14 protein-coding genes are annotated in these 17052 nt (G+C 63.1%); 9 read left to right on the top strand and 5 right to left on the bottom strand.

All coding sequences use genetic code 11. The features are described 5' to 3' along the window. Position 1 precedes the first annotated feature (1 nt). Entirely contained in the window at positions 2-556 is a 555-nt protein-coding gene (locus HDG34_RS19705; protein WP_409259447.1) for a hypothetical protein, read from the bottom strand. 106 nt (positions 557-662) lie between these two features. Continuing rightward, positions 663-1046 carry an SHOCT domain-containing protein gene (locus HDG34_RS19700; protein ID WP_184045085.1) on the bottom strand — a complete coding sequence of 128 codons (384 nt, stop codon included), beginning with the start codon at positions 1044-1046 and terminating at the stop codon, positions 663-665. A 245-nt stretch (positions 1047-1291) separates the two neighbouring features. On the opposite strand from HDG34_RS19700, the gene HDG34_RS19695 reads away from it, so the two are divergent. Next, positions 1292-1510: a hypothetical protein gene (locus tag HDG34_RS19695; protein WP_143037291.1), complete on the top strand. Its 219-nt coding sequence runs from the start codon at positions 1292-1294 to the stop codon at positions 1508-1510. An 82-nt stretch (positions 1511-1592) separates the two neighbouring features. On the opposite strand, the gene tssH is transcribed toward HDG34_RS19695, so the two are convergent. Beyond that, the gene (gene tssH, locus HDG34_RS19690; protein WP_184061785.1) at positions 1593-4286 is read right to left on the bottom strand and encodes a type VI secretion system ATPase TssH; all 2694 of its coding nucleotides are present in this window, start codon (positions 4284-4286) and stop codon (positions 1593-1595) included. Between the two features lie 654 nt (positions 4287-4940). Here tssH and HDG34_RS19685 point away from each other — a divergent pair. From HDG34_RS19685 to HDG34_RS19650, 8 genes are all read left to right on the top strand, one after another. Further along, positions 4941-5522: a TagK domain-containing protein gene (locus HDG34_RS19685; RefSeq protein ID WP_260321240.1), complete on the top strand. Its 582-nt coding sequence runs from the start codon at positions 4941-4943 to the stop codon at positions 5520-5522. Next, positions 5506-6342 carry a type VI secretion system accessory protein TagJ gene (locus tag HDG34_RS19680; RefSeq protein ID WP_184061783.1) on the top strand — a complete coding sequence of 279 codons (837 nt, stop codon included), beginning with the start codon at positions 5506-5508 and terminating at the stop codon, positions 6340-6342. The genes HDG34_RS19685 and HDG34_RS19680 overlap by 17 nt, the downstream gene beginning before the upstream one ends. Then, a complete protein-coding gene (tssE, locus tag HDG34_RS19675; RefSeq protein WP_184061782.1) occupies positions 6339-6857 on the top strand; it encodes a type VI secretion system baseplate subunit TssE in 519 nt (172 codons plus the stop codon). Before HDG34_RS19680 ends, tssE begins: the two co-directional genes overlap by 4 nt. 1 nt (position 6858) lies before the next feature. Then, entirely contained in the window at positions 6859-8739 is a 1881-nt protein-coding gene (gene tssF, locus HDG34_RS19670; protein WP_090810718.1) for a type VI secretion system baseplate subunit TssF, read from the top strand. 2 nt (positions 8740-8741) lie between these two features. Next, the gene (gene tssG, locus HDG34_RS19665) at positions 8742-9809 is read left to right on the top strand and encodes a type VI secretion system baseplate subunit TssG (protein ID WP_184061833.1); all 1068 of its coding nucleotides are present in this window, start codon (positions 8742-8744) and stop codon (positions 9807-9809) included. After that, complete coding sequence (locus HDG34_RS19660; protein ID WP_184061781.1) at positions 9806-10879, top strand: ImpA family type VI secretion system protein; 1074 nt, start codon at positions 9806-9808, stop codon at positions 10877-10879. The genes tssG and HDG34_RS19660 overlap by 4 nt, the downstream gene beginning before the upstream one ends. Positions 10880-10951: 72 nt before the next feature. Continuing rightward, positions 10952-11968: a fimbrial protein gene (locus tag HDG34_RS19655; RefSeq protein WP_184061780.1), complete on the top strand. Its 1017-nt coding sequence runs from the start codon at positions 10952-10954 to the stop codon at positions 11966-11968. Positions 11969-12009: 41 nt separating this feature from the next. Then, complete coding sequence (locus HDG34_RS19650) at positions 12010-13413, top strand: GlcNAc-transferase family protein (protein WP_184061779.1); 1404 nt, start codon at positions 12010-12012, stop codon at positions 13411-13413. Here the strand turns inward: HDG34_RS19650 and HDG34_RS19645 are convergent. Further along, positions 13318-16752, bottom strand: a complete 3435-nt coding sequence (locus tag HDG34_RS19645; protein ID WP_184061778.1) for an RHS repeat-associated core domain-containing protein — start codon at positions 16750-16752, stop codon at positions 13318-13320. The two genes, HDG34_RS19650 and HDG34_RS19645, sit on opposite strands and share 96 nt — an antisense overlap. A gap of 16 nt (positions 16753-16768) precedes the next feature. Then, positions 16769-17035 (bottom strand): PAAR domain-containing protein, encoded by a 267-nt coding sequence (locus HDG34_RS19640; RefSeq protein ID WP_090810707.1) that lies wholly within the window; start codon positions 17033-17035, stop codon positions 16769-16771. Between the last annotated feature and the right edge of the window lie 17 nt (positions 17036-17052).

Genomic DNA, 17052 nt, shown 5'->3' with positions numbered 1-17052 from the left:
TTCAGAACCGTCGCAAATCGCGATCTCGCACGGGATCGGGCGTGCGCTGCGTCTCGCGCAACACGCCGTTGGTGTCGAACGCGAAATTGAACAACATGTGGTGGATGTTGCTTTCGATATAACGGTATGACCAGACTTCGCGTTGCGAGAGCCGGAAGAACTGCGTTTGCACGGGGCGGCCGAAATTGATCAGCACATCGTCGCGCGTCCATTTGCCGATTTCCGCGCGATTGAATTCGCTCAACTGCAAGACCTGACGCACGTTCACGATCTTGCCTGAAGCGTCGATATCGGCGGCGACGGTGGTCGAGCCCATCGGCTGGGTCGGCCACATCAGTCGGCGGCCGCCCCCCGGCAGGTCATAGACTTCGCGCGGCGGACCCATGCGGGCGACGATCGCCGCTTGATCCTGACCCGCCTGGAATTGCTGCCACGGCTGCGCGCAAGCCGCGAGCATCATCGCCGTCGCGCACGTGAGCGCGGCGCGGCGCAATGCCAGCGGCGCGCGCGCGGTTCGCGCGGCAGCGTTCCGAACGTGGGCGAGGCGGGTAAGCAAGGGTTCCTCCCGTTACGTTCGATCGCACGATCCTTCGCCGCGCAAAAGCCGAGGCGACACGGACCACGCGCCCGCTCGCCCATGGCTGCAGTCAGGTAACCGACGCTTACTGCACGAGCTTCGCGCGCAGACGCGAGTGCTCTTCCCCGGAAATCGAACCGGACGCTTTCAGCTTGTCGAGCTTCTCGATTTCGTCGGCGACACTGAAGCCCACCACATTGCGCAGATCTTCGCGCACCTGCTTGGCCCGCGCCTGATCGCGTTCCGCCATGCCGCGATGCTGCGTGAGCAGATACGCGAAGATGCCGATATACGGCAGGATGATGAGAAAAATCACCCACAGAACCTTGCCCCATCCGGACACGTCATGGCGGCGGAACAGGTCGCTCGACACCGTGATCAACAGCCAGAACCACAGGATAAAGATGAAGATGGAGAAAACGTCGGCCAGAAAATTCGGGAATGTGAAACCATCATTAAAGAAAAGCATTGTTGTTCTCCAGTCATTCCGGTTGCAATTGAACGGCTTAACGGATTTCGACCTATTGTTGCCCCGCTATGGATGACGCATACGATCAGCACGGCAGCGCCGAAAACCTACCATGACCGCATGTCGATTCGCACGCGCATTCATACTGTATGAAAGACATGCATGAGTTTCAATGGCTCGTTTAAAGCCACAAACCCGCTGTTCGTCACGTCTTTCATTTGTGCTCCTCACTTCGGGCGCCGCAAATGCATGATGCGGATCTTTTTGTCTTTATAGCTTATCCCGATCGTGTAACGCGAGCAATTTTTAAGGATTCCGTTCGATTGACGATTTCTGGTGGTGTGGCGATCATGCCGCGTGGCATTGAACATGCATATGTGAAAATGATGTCAAAAAACCAGCGCTTTTGCCCGGCAAAAAAAATGCCAAAAGAGACGTTTGCGAAGCATCCATGCAGCCCCTGACCGGCCGGCTATGCGCCTCGTCACGCCGCTGCACGATCAACGACTCGTCATTCGCGATGCAGGTCACCGAGTGCGAAGCCGACTACACTTGGCAGGACGACCGAACCACGAGCGCTTCAACAGGTGCCGCGGCCGGATCGCTCACCTCGATCGTCATATGCGTGAGCGCGCTTTTCGCTGCAAACGCATCGAGCCACTGCCGGGCGAGGCGCGGCAGCACGTGCTGTTCGATGAAGCCGATCAAAAGACGCGCACCGGTCTCCTGCACGAGGCAGCGCCCGACGATGTAGTCGACCACCTCCGCCGCATAACTCAGCGCGATGCGGTGGTTGTCCGCCATCCGCCGAACGACTCGATCGAGATGCAAACGCACGATCCGCGCGAGCGAATCCGAGCCCAGCGGACGATATGGCACCAGCGTCACGCGTCCGAGGAAGGCGGCCGGAAACGCCTTCAGCAATTCCGTCGAAAGCGCGGAACGCAGACCGTCAAAGTCCGGCGCAAGCATTTCGTCCGCGCATAGGCTCGCGCTCAGATCGGAGCCGACATTGCTGGTCATCAGGATGGTCGTATTGCGGAAATCGATATAGCGACCATCGCCGTCTTCCATGTAGCCCTTGTCCAGCACCTGGTAGAACATTTCGTGCACGTCGCCGTGCGCCTTTTCAATCTCGTCGAGCAACACGACCGAGTACGGACGTCGGCGCACCGCTTCGGTCAGCACGCCGCCATCGCCGTACCCGACGTAGCCAGGCGGCGCGCCCTTGAGTCCCGAGACCGTATGCGCCTCCTGGTACTCGCTCATGTTGATCGTGATGAGGTTCTGCTCGCCGCCATAGAGCGCCTCCGCCAATGCGAGCGCGGTTTCCGTCTTGCCGACGCCGGACGGCCCCGCGAGCAGGAAGACGCCGAGTGGCTTGCGCGGGTCCGCGAGCCCGGCGCGCGCCGTCTGCACGCGCTCGCCGATCTGCTGCAACGCGTCGTGCTGGCCGATCACGCGCGCCGCCAGCGTGGCGGGCAGCACCTGAACGGCGCTGACCTCATCGGTGATCATGCGTCCGACTGGAATACCGGTCCAGTCAGAGACGATGTCGGCGACGATCGCTTCGCCGACTTCCGGGAACACGAATGGCGTATCCGCCTGCAGGTTCGATAACGTCCGCTCCAGCTCGCGCAACGTCTCCAGCGCGGTCGCCGCGCGATCGCGCACTTCGGCCTCAGGTCGGGCTGCGGCGGCGCGCTCGCTTTCGACCTCGCGCGCGTGCGCCAGCGCCTTCGCCACATCGGACTGGGCCTGCCAAGCGGCTTCGACAACACGTTCCTCGAGCTCGAACGTCGCGATGGTCGCCTTGACGTCGGCCAGCGCAGCCTCGCTGCCGAGCCCGATGCGCACCTCGTTACCGAGCAGATCGGCTTCGACGCGCGCGGCTTGCAAGCGCTCGCGTATCCGCTGCAATTCGCGCGGCGGCGCATGCTGCGATAGCGCGACGCGCGCGCAGGCGGTGTCGAGCAGGCTGATCGCCTTGTCCGGCAACTGACGCGACGGGATGTAGCGATGTGACAGTGTCACGGCTGCGCGAATCGCTTCGTCGAGAACCACGACGCCATGATGGCTCGCGAGCGTGCGCGCGAGTCCGCGGACCATATCGATCGCGGACGGCTCCTCGGGCTCGGCGATCTGCAGCACCTGAAAGCGCCGCGTGAGCGCCGGGTCTTTCTCGATGTGCCGCTTGTACTCGGCCCACGTCGTCGCGCCGATCGTGCGCAACGTGCCGCGGGCGAGCGCCGGTTTCAGCAGGTTCGCCGCGTCGCCGGTGCCGGCCTGGCCGCCGGCGCCGACCAGCGTGTGAATCTCATCGACGAACAGCACGACCGGCGCCGACGACTTCGCCGCCTCCTCGAGTACCGACTTCAGCCTGGCCTCGAACTCGCCCTTCATGCTCGCGCCGGCAAGCAGCGCACCGACGTCGAGGCTCAACAGCCGCACGTCGGCAAGTTTCGGCGGGACTTCGCCGGCCGCGATCGCGCGCGCGAGGCCTTCGACCACCGCCGTCTTGCCAACCCCGGCGTCGCCGGTCAGCAACGGATTGTTCTGACGCCGGCGCAACAGCACGTCGATCATCGTGCGAATCTCGACTTCGCGCCCAACCACCGGATCGATTTCACCGGCGCGCGCGCGTGCGGTCAGATCCGCGCAAAACTGCGCGAGTGCCGCGCCCTTCACCGACGCAGCGATCGCACCGGACGCCTCGCCCGGCACCGCCGACGAAAAGTCACTCTGGTCGTACGGGGTGTCCTCCGCTTCGGGGGAGCCGGCAATCCACGCCGGCAACGCATCGTGAAGGCCGTCGACGGCAATCTTGCCGAACTCCGGCGAAATGGCCAGCAGCAAGCGCCGCAACTCAGGCGTCTCGACAAGCGCCGCCATCAGCCATGCGCCGCGGATCCGACCGTCGCCGAATGCCAGCGTCGCGACCACCCACGCGCGCTCGATTGCCGTCTCGACGTGATGCGTAAAATCCGTGAGCGCGCTCGCGCCGGACGGCAGCGCGGCAAGCGCGGTCTGCAGGTCCCGCTCGAGCAGTTCGCGGCTGATGCCGCAGTGTCTGACGATGCGGTGCAGGTCGCTATCGGACTGCGCGAGCAACTGGTGCAGCCAGTGCGCGAGCTCGATATACGGGTTGCCGCGCAGCTTGGAAAACGCCGTTGCGGATTCGATGCTCCTGAAGAGCGTTGCGCCGAGCTTGCCGAACAACGCGTGGCGTGAAATGGACATGATGACGTTGCAGGTAAAGATGTTTGTAGCGGAAAGGCGTGGCCTCGCGTCGGCATCCCGCGCTCCGCGGGCAGGTATCCGACAAAGCGCGCCGGCCAGACTGATCGAACGACAAAGGATAGCCGGTCGATCGCTGCGTGTATTTGGGCCGTCGCCCATATTCCACTCGAGGAGCGCGAAGTAGCATTCATATCTTCCACGCGCCAACCCACATTTTCAGTTGGTGATCCTTTTTTTTATTTCTGCGGCGAGAGAGTTTTTACAAATGCGCGCTTTCCAGGCAAATCTCATTCGCCGTTGCATACGGGTCAGGCCATGACTGGATATCACGCTCGCTGGGACCATTCGCCCTTCGAAGCAAGCGCGCTCAGGACCTTCGCACGAACGATCCAGTCTTTCCGGCTCGCTCCAACCGTTTCGCGAATCGATCGGTCGGAAATGAGTGAGGCAAGCCAGTGGGCCTTCGTAGGCGAGAACAGTCACGCCGGCGTGGAGTGTTCGCCTCGCGCTAGGCCGAGCGCGCATACCGACCTTCAGCCTATGCCCGATTTATTACGGAACCCGCCTCTCGAAATAGCGAATGCGTCCGGAGACTTTGTCCAGGCACCACCGTCGAGCGTGAATTCTCCGGCGGACCGGATCGAGCCCGTGCTCATGCAGCCGGATGACTTCAGCGACCTGATCGCACTCGCCGAAGAGGACGATAACGATCCGCTGCAGTTGCGGCGCGAACCGAATCCAGCGGAACCCGGCGCACACGACGGCATGGCAAAGCTTCTGGCAGCCGACATCGACGCAGCGGACCCGCTCGCCGCGCTCACGCTGGAATATCGTCACGCGCTGTTGAGCCAGGAGAGCGGCAACGCGCACGAGCCCAAGGCGTCGGCCGAAGATCACGGCGGGTCGATCATCGGCTCACCTCACGACCCGTTCGCCGAGCTTGTCGATCCGTCGCGTGCTGAAGCGTCGGTGTTCGACCTGCTGACGAAGGGGAAGAACATCGACACCCTGCTCGATAGCCTTGACTCGTTCAGTGCCGAGCAGATTTTCGAGTCGGACGAAACGCACGAGATCCTCGCGCTGCTCGCGCCGCGCGGAATTCCCGCGCACCGTGCGAGCAGAACCGCGCAGCTTGCGCGCGAAGAACATCACATGATCAGTATGGACAGCCACATCGCCATGCCTGAATCGATCGAATACGAAGAGCCTGAATTTTCAGATGAAAATAACCGCTGACCTGCCCAAGTCGGACACGCCAACACTTCGCAGCCTGCTCGACGCGCAGACTTACTGCGAACTCAAGGAGCAAACCATCGACAACGTGCGCAAGCATCCGTCGAACGTGCGCGAACGCTGGCTGTTGTTCGAGCTGTTGTGCCTCGACGGTGAATGGAAACGCGCGTTACAACAGCTGCAAACCTGGGCCACGCTAGAGCCGGAAGGCACATCGCGCGCCCAGATGTATCGCGGGCTGATTCGCAGCGAGATGTTCCGCGCCGAGGTGTTCGCGGGTCAGCGCGCGCCGGGCGAGATCGATCCGCTGCCCCAGTGGGTGAAATCGCTGCTGCAAGCCAACGTCAAGCTGGGCGAGGGCAACCTCGCCGCCGCCGACGAACTGCGCGGCGCCGCGTTGAACGCCGCGCCGGCCACGCGCGGCGACAGCACGCAGATCGGCGCATTCGAGTGGCTGACCGATAGCGATAGCCGGCTGGGCCCCGTGTGTGAGCTGACCGTAGCGGGCGGGTATCGCTGGGTGCCGTTCGACTCGATGAAATCGCTGACACTCGGTCCGGTCACCGCGCTGGCCGACCTCGTCTGGCGCTCGGCCGTCGTCGGCCTACGCGACGCGACTATCCTGCGCGGCTACCTGCCGGTGCGCTATCCCGGCTCGGAAAGTGGTCCCGCCGCCACCCGGCTCTCGCGCGAAACAACCTGGAAAGACGTAGGGGAAACCGGCGTGATCGCGCTCGGCCAGAAAACCTGGAGCACCGACAAGGGCGACGTCGGCCTGCTCGACATCGGCGAATGCCGGTTCAATCACGACGAGCACGTATGACCACGTCTGACGCGCGACACCGGCAAGCCTACATGCCGTCGCTGATCGACCGCCTGCTCGACGATGCGCCCGCGCGGCGCAGCGAGCGGCCGGAGGCCTATGCGCCCAATAGCGAAGGCATGCGCCGCATCATCCAGCGTGATCTCGGCCTGCTGCTCAACACGACGAACCTGGACGACGAAATGGACATCGCGCGCTACCCCATGCTAGCCGCGTCGGTCGTCAATTACGGCATTCCCGCGTTGTCCGGCAGCTACCTCACCAGTCGCAACTGGGAAACCGTCGAGAAGACGGTCCGCAACGCGATCGTTCGCTTCGAGCCGCGGCTGATTCCGGAGTCGCTGCGCATCCGGCCGCTCAATAGCAAGAACCCGGTACGCTACAACCAGCTCGCGTTCGAGATTCATGGCCTCATGCGCTGGTCGCCCTATCCACTGGAATTTCGCATCCAGAGTGCATTCGACATCGAAATGAATCACGTCACGTTCGAGCTGGGCTCCGGCAAGGGAAGTTGACATGGACCCACGATTTCTCGACTACTACAGCCGCGAACTGACCTACATGCGGGAAATGGCCGGCGAGTTCGCCGCCCAGCACCCGAAAATCGCGCGCCGCCTTGGCATGGAGGGCATCGACGTTGCCGACCCCTACGTGGAGCGGCTCATCGAGGCGTTTTGCTTCATGTCGGCGCGCACGCAGATCAAACTCGACGCCGAATTTCCGCGCTTTACGCAGCGCCTGCTCGAAGTGGTCTATCCGAACTATGTCGCGCCGACGCCGTCGATCGCCGTCGCGCAGTTGCGTCCGAGCCTGCGCGAAGGCGATTTCACGAGAGGGCTGAAGGTGCCCCGGCAAAGCATGCTGCGCTCGGCGATCCCGCCCGGCGAGCAAACCGCGTGCGAATTCCGCAGCAGCCAGGACGTCACGCTATGGCCTATCGAGATCGCTGAAGCCCGGCTCAGCGCCGTGCCGCCGGATATCCCCGACACCGATCGCCATCTGTTGCCGCACCTGCAATTGCGCGGCGCGTTACGGCTGCGCCTGCGCACAACAGGCGAAGTGAAGTTCAACCAGATGACAGACTTCGACCGGCTGCCCATTTACATCGGTGGCGACGAACGTATCGCTTCGCATCTGTTCGAGCTGATCCACGCCGGTAGCGTCGCCTCCGTCGTGCGCGCGTATGGCGCGTCGAGAGACGAAGGGCACGTGGTCGCGAAAACACCGGTCGAATTTGAAGGTCTGCAAGCGCAACAGGGTCTGCTGCCGCTCACGTGGAATACGTTTCACGGCCACAACCTGCTTCAGGAATACTTCGCATGCCGCCAGCGCTTCTATTTCTTTGCGCTGACGCAGCTCGCGGCGGGTCTCGCGCGCGTGGACAGCAAGGAGGCCGAGGTCGTGCTGCTGCTCGACCGCCTGCCGGAAGAGCTGGCCGCGCACGTCGACGCAGCGCGTTTCCTGCTGTTCTGTACGCCCGTCATCAACCTGTTTCGCAAGCGCACCGACCGCGTCGAAATCAATCGCGCGCAAACCGATTTTCATCTGCTCGCCGACCGCACCCGGCCGCTCGACTACGAGATTTTTTCGGTGTCGCGCGTATTCGGTCAGCGAGCGCAAACATCGCTCGAAGTCGAGTTCAATCCGCTTTATCAGACGCTGCATAGCGACGTGGGCAACCACGGCCGCTATTTTTCGGTGCGCCGTGAGCAGCGCGCGCTGTCGGCCAATGCACGCAAGTACGGCACCCGTACGCCGTATATCGGGACCGAGGTCTACGTGTCGCTCGTCGATCAGGCGGAGGCGCCGTACGCTGACGACATCCGCTACCTGTCGGTCGAAGCGTGGGTCACGAACCGTGACCTGCCGCGCCTGATCCCGCGTAACGGCAAAACCGACCTCACGATGTCGGACTCCGTGCCGATCGAGGGCGTGCGCCTCGTGCATGCACCGAGCGCGCCGCGCGCGCCGTACGCGAGCGGTGAAACGGCGTGGCGTCTGATCAGGCAGCTGAGCTTCAACTATATGCCGCTCGCCGAACTCGACCACGGCGACGGCGGCCAGGCGCTGCGCAACATGCTCGGCCTCTTCATCGCCCCAGGCGAGCGCGAACAGGCACGGCAGATCGAGGCACTCGTCGGCGCACGCACTGAACCGGTGGTCCGGCGTCTGCCGGGCGACGGACTACTCGTGTATGGGCGTGGCGTGCGCTGCGAACTGACGGTCGACGAAACCGGCTTCTCAGGCATCAGCCCGTATCTGCTCGGCCTCGTGCTCGAGCATTACCTCGCGCGCCACGTCTCGATCAACGTGTTCACCGAAACCGAACTTCGTTCGATGCAACGTGGCCTGATCACCCAATGGCGGCCACGCATGGGCGGACGCGGAGCGGTATGAGCATGGATGGGGCAATGGCGAGCGCCGTCGCGCCAACGCGATCATCGCTCGATCCGCAATCGCTCGACGCGTGGTTCGATCCGGACGCGCCGTGGCAGTCCGGCTTCCTGAGCCTGCTGCGGGCTATCGCCGCGCGCGACCCGCTGATGCCGTTGCCGGGCACCGCGAGTCTGCCGCAAGAAGAGCCGTTCCGGATCGGTCAGCAACCCACTCTCGCGTTTGCGCCACGCGAAATCGCGTCGCTCGGCATGCGAGACGGTCGCCTCGACGTGCGGCTGTTCGGGCTCGGCCTGTGGGGGCCGCAGGGGCCGCTGCCGCTGCATATGACGGAGCTGGCTCACAGTCGTGTGGAAAGCCACCAGGATCATGCGCTCGTCGGGCTGGTCGATCTGTTCCATCACCGCGCGCTGTCGCAGTTTTATCGCGCGTGGGCATCGGGGCAAGCCACCGCGTCGCTCGACCGTGCCGGCGACGAAACGTTTTCGTTCTACGTCGCCAGTCTGATCGGCGTCGATCCGGCCGAGGCGGAACAGTCCTGTCTGCCCACGCACTCGCGCTACAGCGCGGCGGCGCACCTCGTGCGCGAGGCGCGGACTCCGCACGGCATCGCGGCGACGCTCTCGCATTACTTCGGTGTTCCGATGACGATCGAAGAATTCGTGCCGCACTGGATCCATCTGTGCGCATCGGAACATACGAGGCTCGGGGTGCCGGGGCCCGCGGCGATCATCGGTGAATGCGCCCAACTCGGCGAGGCAATTCCCGACCGGCAACACAAGTTCCGGCTCGTCGTGGGTCCGCTCGACCTCGATCAGTATTTGCGCCTCACGCCGCACGGCGAGGACTTGCCGACGTTCGTCGAATGGGTGCGAGCCTTCGTCGGCCACGAATACGCGTGGGAGGTCAAGCTGCTCGTCAACCCCCGCGCGGCGCCACCCGCCTGCATCGGCACGTCGCAGAGACTCGGCTACTCGACGTGGCTCGGTGATTCCCTCGACGACCTGCCGGTCGTCGGCATGGTTTTCGAACCTGAACAGTACAACGACCGACCCCGGAGTTCCCTCGCATGAACGCCAACACTCCCGCCGTCGTGCTGCGCTACGCCGATCTGCTCGAACCGGTCTGCGCACACGCGCCTTGCGGTCCCGATCTCGAATACGATCCGGCCTTCGTGATGCTGCAGGCGGCCGCGGCCCCACGCGCCGAAGCGCAGTACGGCGACTTCGTCGACGTGCCGCCAACGGCCAATTGGGCCGACATTGAACGCGACTGCCGCGCGCTGCTGCTGCGGACAAAAGACATTCGCCTCGCGGTGATCCTGCTGCGTTGCCGAACCCGGCTCGACGGCGCGGCTGGCCTGCGCGACGGACTGGCATTGCTGATGGCGATGCTCGAATGCTATGGCGAAGCGCTCCACCCGCTGCCCGTGTTCGAAGGCGAGCGAGACCCGGCGATGTTCGCCAACGCGATCGGCGGACTCGTCGAACCGGATGGCACGTTGGCCGATGCGCGCGACATCCCGATGCCGAGGGCCGCGGGGCTTCAACTGCATTTGCGCGATATCGAAAAATCATTCGCGACGCCGCGCCAGAAGGACGCGCTCGCCCCTGAATCCGTCGCCCGGTTGCTCAAGGAATTGTGGGGCCGACGCGACGCGGCAATGGCCGCACTAGTCGAAGCGCAGTGTCTGACGCAGCGCATTGGCGCATGGTGCGATGAGATGCTCGACGCCGACGCGCCCGATCTCGGCGCGTTGTCCCGAGCGCTGGAGCCATTCGCGCAGCATCGGGTGGGCGGCGGCGGGTCCGCGCCAGCACCCGCCCGAGCCGTCAACGAGCAGGACAACAAGCAGGACAACGACAGCGTGCGTGGATCGGCGTCGGCGATCGTGGCTACGGCGACGCTACAGCAGTCCGACGCGCCGACCGAACTGCCAATCACTGCGCCTTCTCCAATGGATCGCTGGAGCGCGCTCGCAGCCATTCAGGAAACACGCATGTGGTTCGAGCAAAACGAACCGAGCAGTCCTGTCATTGTTTTGCTGCGCCAATCGGAACGAATGGTGGGCAAACGGTTTTCAGAACTCGCCCATATCATTCCCGCCGATTTACTCGCTAAATGGGACGTAGCCGACAGTTGAGGCGACGTGCGCGCATGTGCGACTTTCCCCGCTGTCAGCCTATTCAGTCCGCCGCTCAACCAACAACTTCCAATGAAAAGACTCATTCATTTTCTAATCCTGGTTTGCTTCGCGATACCCCATTTCGCGTTCGCCACCTGCACCCAGTTGAAGCCTTCGCAAGTTTCCGAACTGCTGTCTCAAGGCTACATCGCGGGGCAAACATTAACGGTCAACATACCGTTCCGGGAAAGCTCGGTATCGATCGATCCGGCGTTACCGGTCGGCTCGGTGATCGCCACGGGCTTGTCGCCGGCGTACGCGACCTATGCGAACTTCGCGGACTGCACCAACGGGGGCACGGTATCAATGCAGTATTCCAACGCAACGCCGTCCGTTGTATTGGGGGCTACCGTCTATAACACGAACGTCCCAGGCATCGGCTTTCGTTTGACCTATCTTCGTGCAACCGGCGTGAACTCGCCACTTCCGTTTACGCCTTCCTATCCCGCGGGCGAACCCGATCAGGTTATCTATGCGCGCTTCGGCATTGGCTCGCAATTCGAGATCGAACTGGTCAAAACGGGCGACATCGCAAGCAACGTCAACGTGATACTCAACACCGTGGGAGCCGGCGTCGCCGAGGGTGACGGCAATCGGGTCGTGACCATCACGGGCGGCAGCATCAACGTCAAGGTTCTTCCAAGTTGCTCGGTCAATACCAGCACACTGAACATCGATTTCGGCACGTTCGGCCCAAGCGATGTATCGACCACAAGCGGGCCAACCCAGCCAGTCGACTTTACGGTGCTCTGCACCGGGCCCACGCCACCGGCTTCGATTACTGCCGTACTTTCCGGAACCCCCGATACAGAAGATAGCAGCCTGTTGAAGAACACCGGCGCGACGCATCTCGCGATTCGTTTGCGGGATGTTTCAACCAACACAATCTTCAGGCCCAACGATCCGACGAGCACCCTCGTCCACACACCGCAGGGCGCGATGCAATCGCCGTTTGCACTCGAGGCGACGGTGCTGCGCGTCGGAACAGCAACGCCGAGCGCAGGCAGGATCCAGGCAACCGCAACAGTCACGATGACCATTCTTTGAATCGACTATTCAACGACGAAGGTCCACCAGAATCAACGCGCATGACCCAGTTATCCGTCACACCGCCGCACTCGATCTTCGTGCAAATCGCGAGTTATCGCGACCCGCAGTTGATCCCCACCCTGCTGGATTTGATCCAGAAAGCTAGAAAACCTGATCTACTACGGATCATCGTCTGCTGGCAGCATGCGCACGACGAGACGATGATCCAATTCTGGCAGCAAGGCTTTGGCAATTGGCGAACCGAGCAGACCGACAGCTGGACCATCCAACATCTCAGTCATCGTGAAGCGAAAATCGAATTGATCGACGTGCCCCACATGATGACGCAGGGCGCATGCTGGGCTCGCAATCTGGTCCAACAGCGATACGGCGGCGAGCGCTACACGCTGCAACTCGATTCGCACCACCGCTTCGTCGACGCATGGGACACGCTCGCAATCGAGATGCTGGAGTCTTTACGCGATGCAAGTCCGAAACCCGTGCTGACCGCCTACCTTCCGATGTACGACCCCGAGAACGACGACGCTCGATCCAGCGACGAGCCGGGGATATTGGCCTATGCAAGGTTTTCCAGGGAAGGGGTGGTCCTGTTTCGCTCGAAGACACTCTCCGACTGGAGAACGCGCATTCGCCCGGTCCGTTCACGCTTCTTCAGCGCGCACTTCGCATTTGCCGACGGTCACTTTGCCCAGGCGGTCCAGCACGATCCTGACTATTTCTTTCACGGCGAGGAGATTTCGCTTGCCGTCCGTGCGTTCACCCACGGCTATGACCTGTACAGTCCGCACAGGCTGATCGGTTGGCACGAATATCTGCGCTCATACCGCGTCAAGATGTGGAACGACCACAATCACGAGGCCAAGGAACGGGGTGAAATCGACGAGCCCTGGCACGAGCGCAACGAGCGCTCGTTGCAGCGCAATCGTGCTCTGCTCGGTATCGACGGAGAAACGTTGGCTGGCATTGAGTTCGGCAAGTATGGACTCGGAGCGGAACGCACGCTCGCCGATTACGAGGCCTACGCGGGCATCGGCTTCAAGTGGCGCGGTGTCCAGCAGTCGGTATTGAATGATGTTCCACCAGTCGCGGGCACGCAACGTCCCGACGAAGCGACATGGAAAGCTTCTCTGCTACGCGCAAACGACGTCCGTGTGTGCGTACATCAGAATGGATTCGACAGGCATCTGGTCACGCCCGGCGTCGAGCACGCGCTGCGGGCCGCGACGTCAGTCACCGTCGTGATTTACGGCAACGACGAGACGGTACTGCGCCGCGAGACCGTCGACGGCAGCGGTCTTTCCCGATACCGGAAAAACGGCTGGCTCGACTTCCATGTGACTTTCGAATCAGAACTTGGCCAGCTCCCAGCCTGCTACGTCGTGGAGTTGTTCGACGACGCCGGCAAGGTATTGAGCCGGGTCCGGTGCGCCATCGATGCATGACGCATCCGCGACGACGACGCACGGAAACGCCTCCGGCGTCGCGCGGCCGACAGGATTGCACCACGTCAGCGGATTCGGCGCGTAGCGATACGGACTGGCTCCGCCTTCGCCGTTGCGATCGGGGCTGATGTAGCGGCCCGCGTGAGGATCATAAAAACGCGCACCGTTGTAGTACAGCTTGTTTTCATCGTCCGCGTATTGGCCGGCATAACGAAGCGGCTGCGCAAACGCGTCGCTGCTTGGCCACTCTGGCGTCACAAGACTGCCCCACGCCCGGTAACGCCCGCGCCATGCCACCTGGCCGGTCTCATCCGTGAGCGCGACGGCCGTACCGGCGACGTCAGTGTGATAGTGATAGACCTGCGTGTTCTTGATCGCGCCATCATCGGTGAGGGTCTGGTCCACGCAAGCGAGCGGCGCGAAGCCGGTTGAGCGGTCGGGCTCGGGTTGATACAGGTACGTGCGCAGTTCCATCGCGCGCTGCTGCTGGATCAGTCTGTGTCCTTGCCACAAATAGCGCGTGACCTCGTCCTGTTCCGGCGTCGATGACTGCTGCGCACGCCGTGACGAAGCGGGTTCGACACGCCTGCCGATACGTCGACCGATCGCGTCGTACTGATAGCGCACGGTATAGCCCTTGCGGTGCGCGGCAATGACGTGCCCCTCCGCATCCCAATCGAGCGATAGCGTATGGTTGCGGCCACGCCTACGCACCAATTGCCCCCACACATCATAGTCATAACGATGTCCGCGGCACTCCCGTAACCGGTGGTCGGGATACGCGGCCGGGAACCAGCTGCCGCCAGGCGTATCGAGCAGATTGCCAGCGGCGTCCCACGTGAAATACTCGATGTCCCCCTTCTCCGACACCGAGCGCAACAGACAGCCACGCCGGTCGTAGTCGTACCACGTCTGACCGTCGGCCTCGGCGCCCGTCCTGACGATCACGTCAGCGAGACTGTAATCGGCTTCGCGCCACAATCCGGCGACAGGTTCTGTCGCGCAGCCCGGCGTATCCACGTCGCGCCCCGTCACCGAGCGCCACCACACCGGCAAGCCGAGCGGCGAATAGCCCGTATGCGTGCGCAAACGGCCTTGCGTGCGCGCAACCGGACGCCTCATCGCGTCATACCAGAAGCGCGCAATCTGTCGATCGTCCAGTTCGACGAACGCGACAGCGCCAGTTTCGAAGCGACGCATACGCAACTCCTGCCCCTGTGGCAGCTGAATCGCGACAAGGCGGCCAACGACGTCGTACGTGTAGCGCAGTGTGCCGTTTGCGCCGTGCTCGGCGATCAGACGGTCACCGGCGTCGTGTTCGAAGCGGATCTCATCCGCTCCGGTTCCGAGTAGCTCGCCTTCTCGTGTTGGCTCGCGGCTCACGCAGTCGAGCAATCCGCGCGGCCCGTAGCGATACATATAGCGGTTGTGCGCGGTCTCACGCCGGATCAGACGGCCCGCGCGGTCGTAGTCGAACGTTTCGCGACGCTGTTGCCCGCCCGCCTGCCACGTGAGACAACGGACCTGCCCGGTATCCGCATAGTCGAAGTTGCGTTCCACGCCATCGGCATCCGTGATCGACAGGCAACTGCTGGCATTCCACCGAAGCAACTGCACCGCGCCGTTCGCGCTTTCGATTCGAACCGGGCGCCCATGCGCATCGTATCGACGCACGATCACGTGCCCCTCTTCGTCGACCGCGCGTACGACATTGCCTTGCCGGTCTCGATACCAGTGCCGGCTTCGGCCACTCGGGCCGACGAACGACGTCCGCTGGCCAGCCGCATTCCACACATGACGCTCGGCCTGTCCGTCCGGACGCGTGATGGTCAACGGTCGGCCGAGCCCATCGCGCTCGATTCGCGTGACCGCGCCGAGCGCGTCGGTCACACTGACTACGTAACCATTGACGTCATACTCGTAGTCCGTCGTGCTTCCGCCAACTCCAGTGCGACGTGTCACCTGCCCCCACGCGTTATGCGCGAAGGTCGTGGCGACCCCCTGCGCATCCGTCGAGCACACGACATCGCCATCGTCACCATATTCGAAACGCGTGAATTCTCCAGACGGGGTTTGATAGTGCAACGGCTGCAAGCGATCGTTGCGTGCCCACATCCACACACGGCCATCGCTCAACGCAACTGACACGGGCTCGCGTGACGCAAACGCATACTGCGTCGAGCGGGTTGCGCCCTCGCGATCCGTCTCACACGCGACGCGTCCGAGCCCGTCGTATTCGACGTGAACCACCCGCTCGCCGGGCAGGTGTATGGTGAGCGGCGCGACGGCGTCGCCGTAGTCGAACCGGTAGCGCCGGTCGTCGAAGTCTGTGTGCGACAGCACGCGGCCCTGCTCGTCGTATTGCCAATGCGCCGTGTTGCCGAAGACGTCGCTGACCTCACTGGTCCGGCTATCGAAGTCGTAGGCGAAGCGCTCACGCGCGCCTTCTGACGCGACTCGTCGAATCACCCGCGCGGCGCCGCCGATCGTCTGCCACACATAGCGTGTCGCCATTCCGAGCGCGTCTGCTTCTTCGACGATCCGCCCATCGCGGTATGCAAAGCGACGCACGATTTCGCCGACCCGGTTGCGTACCTCGGTGAGTTCGCCGCGCTGGCTGTAGCCGTACTGGACCAGCGCGCCGGTGGGACCGCCGTCGACACACTCGACAGCGCTCAGACGCGCGCCCATCCGCGCTTCGTAGTGCATGCGCAGCTCGTGGCCGCAGGTTCCACGCATGCGCAGCAAGCGCCCGCCGGGATCCCAGATCAGGCCGATCCGCTGCTGACGAAGATCCTCGACGTATTTGAGCCGTGCGATTCCGTTCGCGTCGAAGTCGCCGAACACGCGGTAATGCGGCGTCAGATCAGCGACGACGAGGCGTCCGTCGCTCAGATGCGCGATGTGCAACTGCGCAGCCGACGCAATTACCTGCGACCCGCGCTCGGGAAACGGCACGCTGAGCGTGCTGCCGCATTCGTCGGTGTAGAGCAGTTGATCGTCCCGCTTGTGCAGCGTGACTTCCCAACTCGTGCGCCAACCGACGCCGAGCAGCCCGTGCGCGTGCTGCTCGCTCGAATAACAACGCGACCATACGAGCGGAAGACGGCCTCGCAGCCTGAAGTCGGTTTCGTCGGTAGGTAGGCAGACTTTGCTGCCGCTGATTACCTCGACCGAGCCGCACAGAATGCCCGACAGCGCACGACGCATCCGCAAGCGGTCGACGACGTCGCCGAGCCGCTCACAGCGATCCAGCAACGGTCCGACACTGGCGAGGGGCAATACGACGCCGGGCAAGCCGACCAGCTCGCCGCCGATTCCCGCGACTCCCGTCGTCACATGGCCCCCATCGTCATCATGAACCGATGCGCACGTCTGGCGAGCCAGCGGAACACGGCGCGCCACACGAAACCTTGCCGCCAACCAATGCCGCCGGCACGTTGTTGATCAACACCGTACCCGAACCCGCGACCACAGCTTGCGAGCACGGGTGCAGCGCGCAAACGGCAGAGCTCATACCGACGAGCGCCGCAGGCAATCGATTGATGAAGACCGTCGGGGAACCCGAGACGATCGAACCGCCATGTCCGATCGCATCGCCTTTGCGAGCCGCTGGAAACATGATCGATTTTCTCCTCA

This window comes from Paraburkholderia sp. HC6.4b, from assembly GCF_014200875.1.
Lineage (GTDB): Bacteria > Pseudomonadota > Gammaproteobacteria > Burkholderiales > Burkholderiaceae > Paraburkholderia > Paraburkholderia tuberum.
Note: the sequence above shows the minus strand (reverse complement) of the source record. Positions and strands in the feature narration are given on the sequence as shown.

What these genes read in the sequence shown, in the direction of transcription:
- HDG34_RS19700 (WP_184045085.1), bottom strand. Translation starts at nt 1,046, where the DNA reads ATGCTTTTCTTTAATGATGGTTTCACATTCCCGAATTTTCTGGCCGAC.
- HDG34_RS19695 (WP_143037291.1), top strand. Translation starts at nt 1,292, where the DNA reads ATGCATGATGCGGATCTTTTTGTCTTTATAGCTTATCCCGATCGTGTA.
- tssH (WP_184061785.1), bottom strand. Translation starts at nt 4,286, where the DNA reads ATGTCCATTTCACGCCACGCGTTGTTCGGCAAGCTCGGCGCAACGCTC.
- HDG34_RS19685 (WP_260321240.1), top strand. Translation starts at nt 4,941, where the DNA reads ATGCAGCCGGATGACTTCAGCGACCTGATCGCACTCGCCGAAGAGGAC.
- HDG34_RS19680 (WP_184061783.1), top strand. Translation starts at nt 5,506, where the DNA reads ATGAAAATAACCGCTGACCTGCCCAAGTCGGACACGCCAACACTTCGC.
- tssE (WP_184061782.1), top strand. Translation starts at nt 6,339, where the DNA reads ATGACCACGTCTGACGCGCGACACCGGCAAGCCTACATGCCGTCGCTG.
- tssF (WP_090810718.1), top strand. Translation starts at nt 6,859, where the DNA reads ATGGACCCACGATTTCTCGACTACTACAGCCGCGAACTGACCTACATG.
- tssG (WP_184061833.1), top strand. Translation starts at nt 8,742, where the DNA reads ATGGATGGGGCAATGGCGAGCGCCGTCGCGCCAACGCGATCATCGCTC.
- HDG34_RS19660 (WP_184061781.1), top strand. Translation starts at nt 9,806, where the DNA reads ATGAACGCCAACACTCCCGCCGTCGTGCTGCGCTACGCCGATCTGCTC.
- HDG34_RS19655 (WP_184061780.1), top strand. Translation starts at nt 10,952, where the DNA reads ATGAAAAGACTCATTCATTTTCTAATCCTGGTTTGCTTCGCGATACCC.
- HDG34_RS19650 (WP_184061779.1), top strand. Translation starts at nt 12,010, where the DNA reads ATGACCCAGTTATCCGTCACACCGCCGCACTCGATCTTCGTGCAAATC.
- HDG34_RS19640 (WP_090810707.1), bottom strand. Translation starts at nt 17,035, where the DNA reads ATGTTTCCAGCGGCTCGCAAAGGCGATGCGATCGGACATGGCGGTTCG.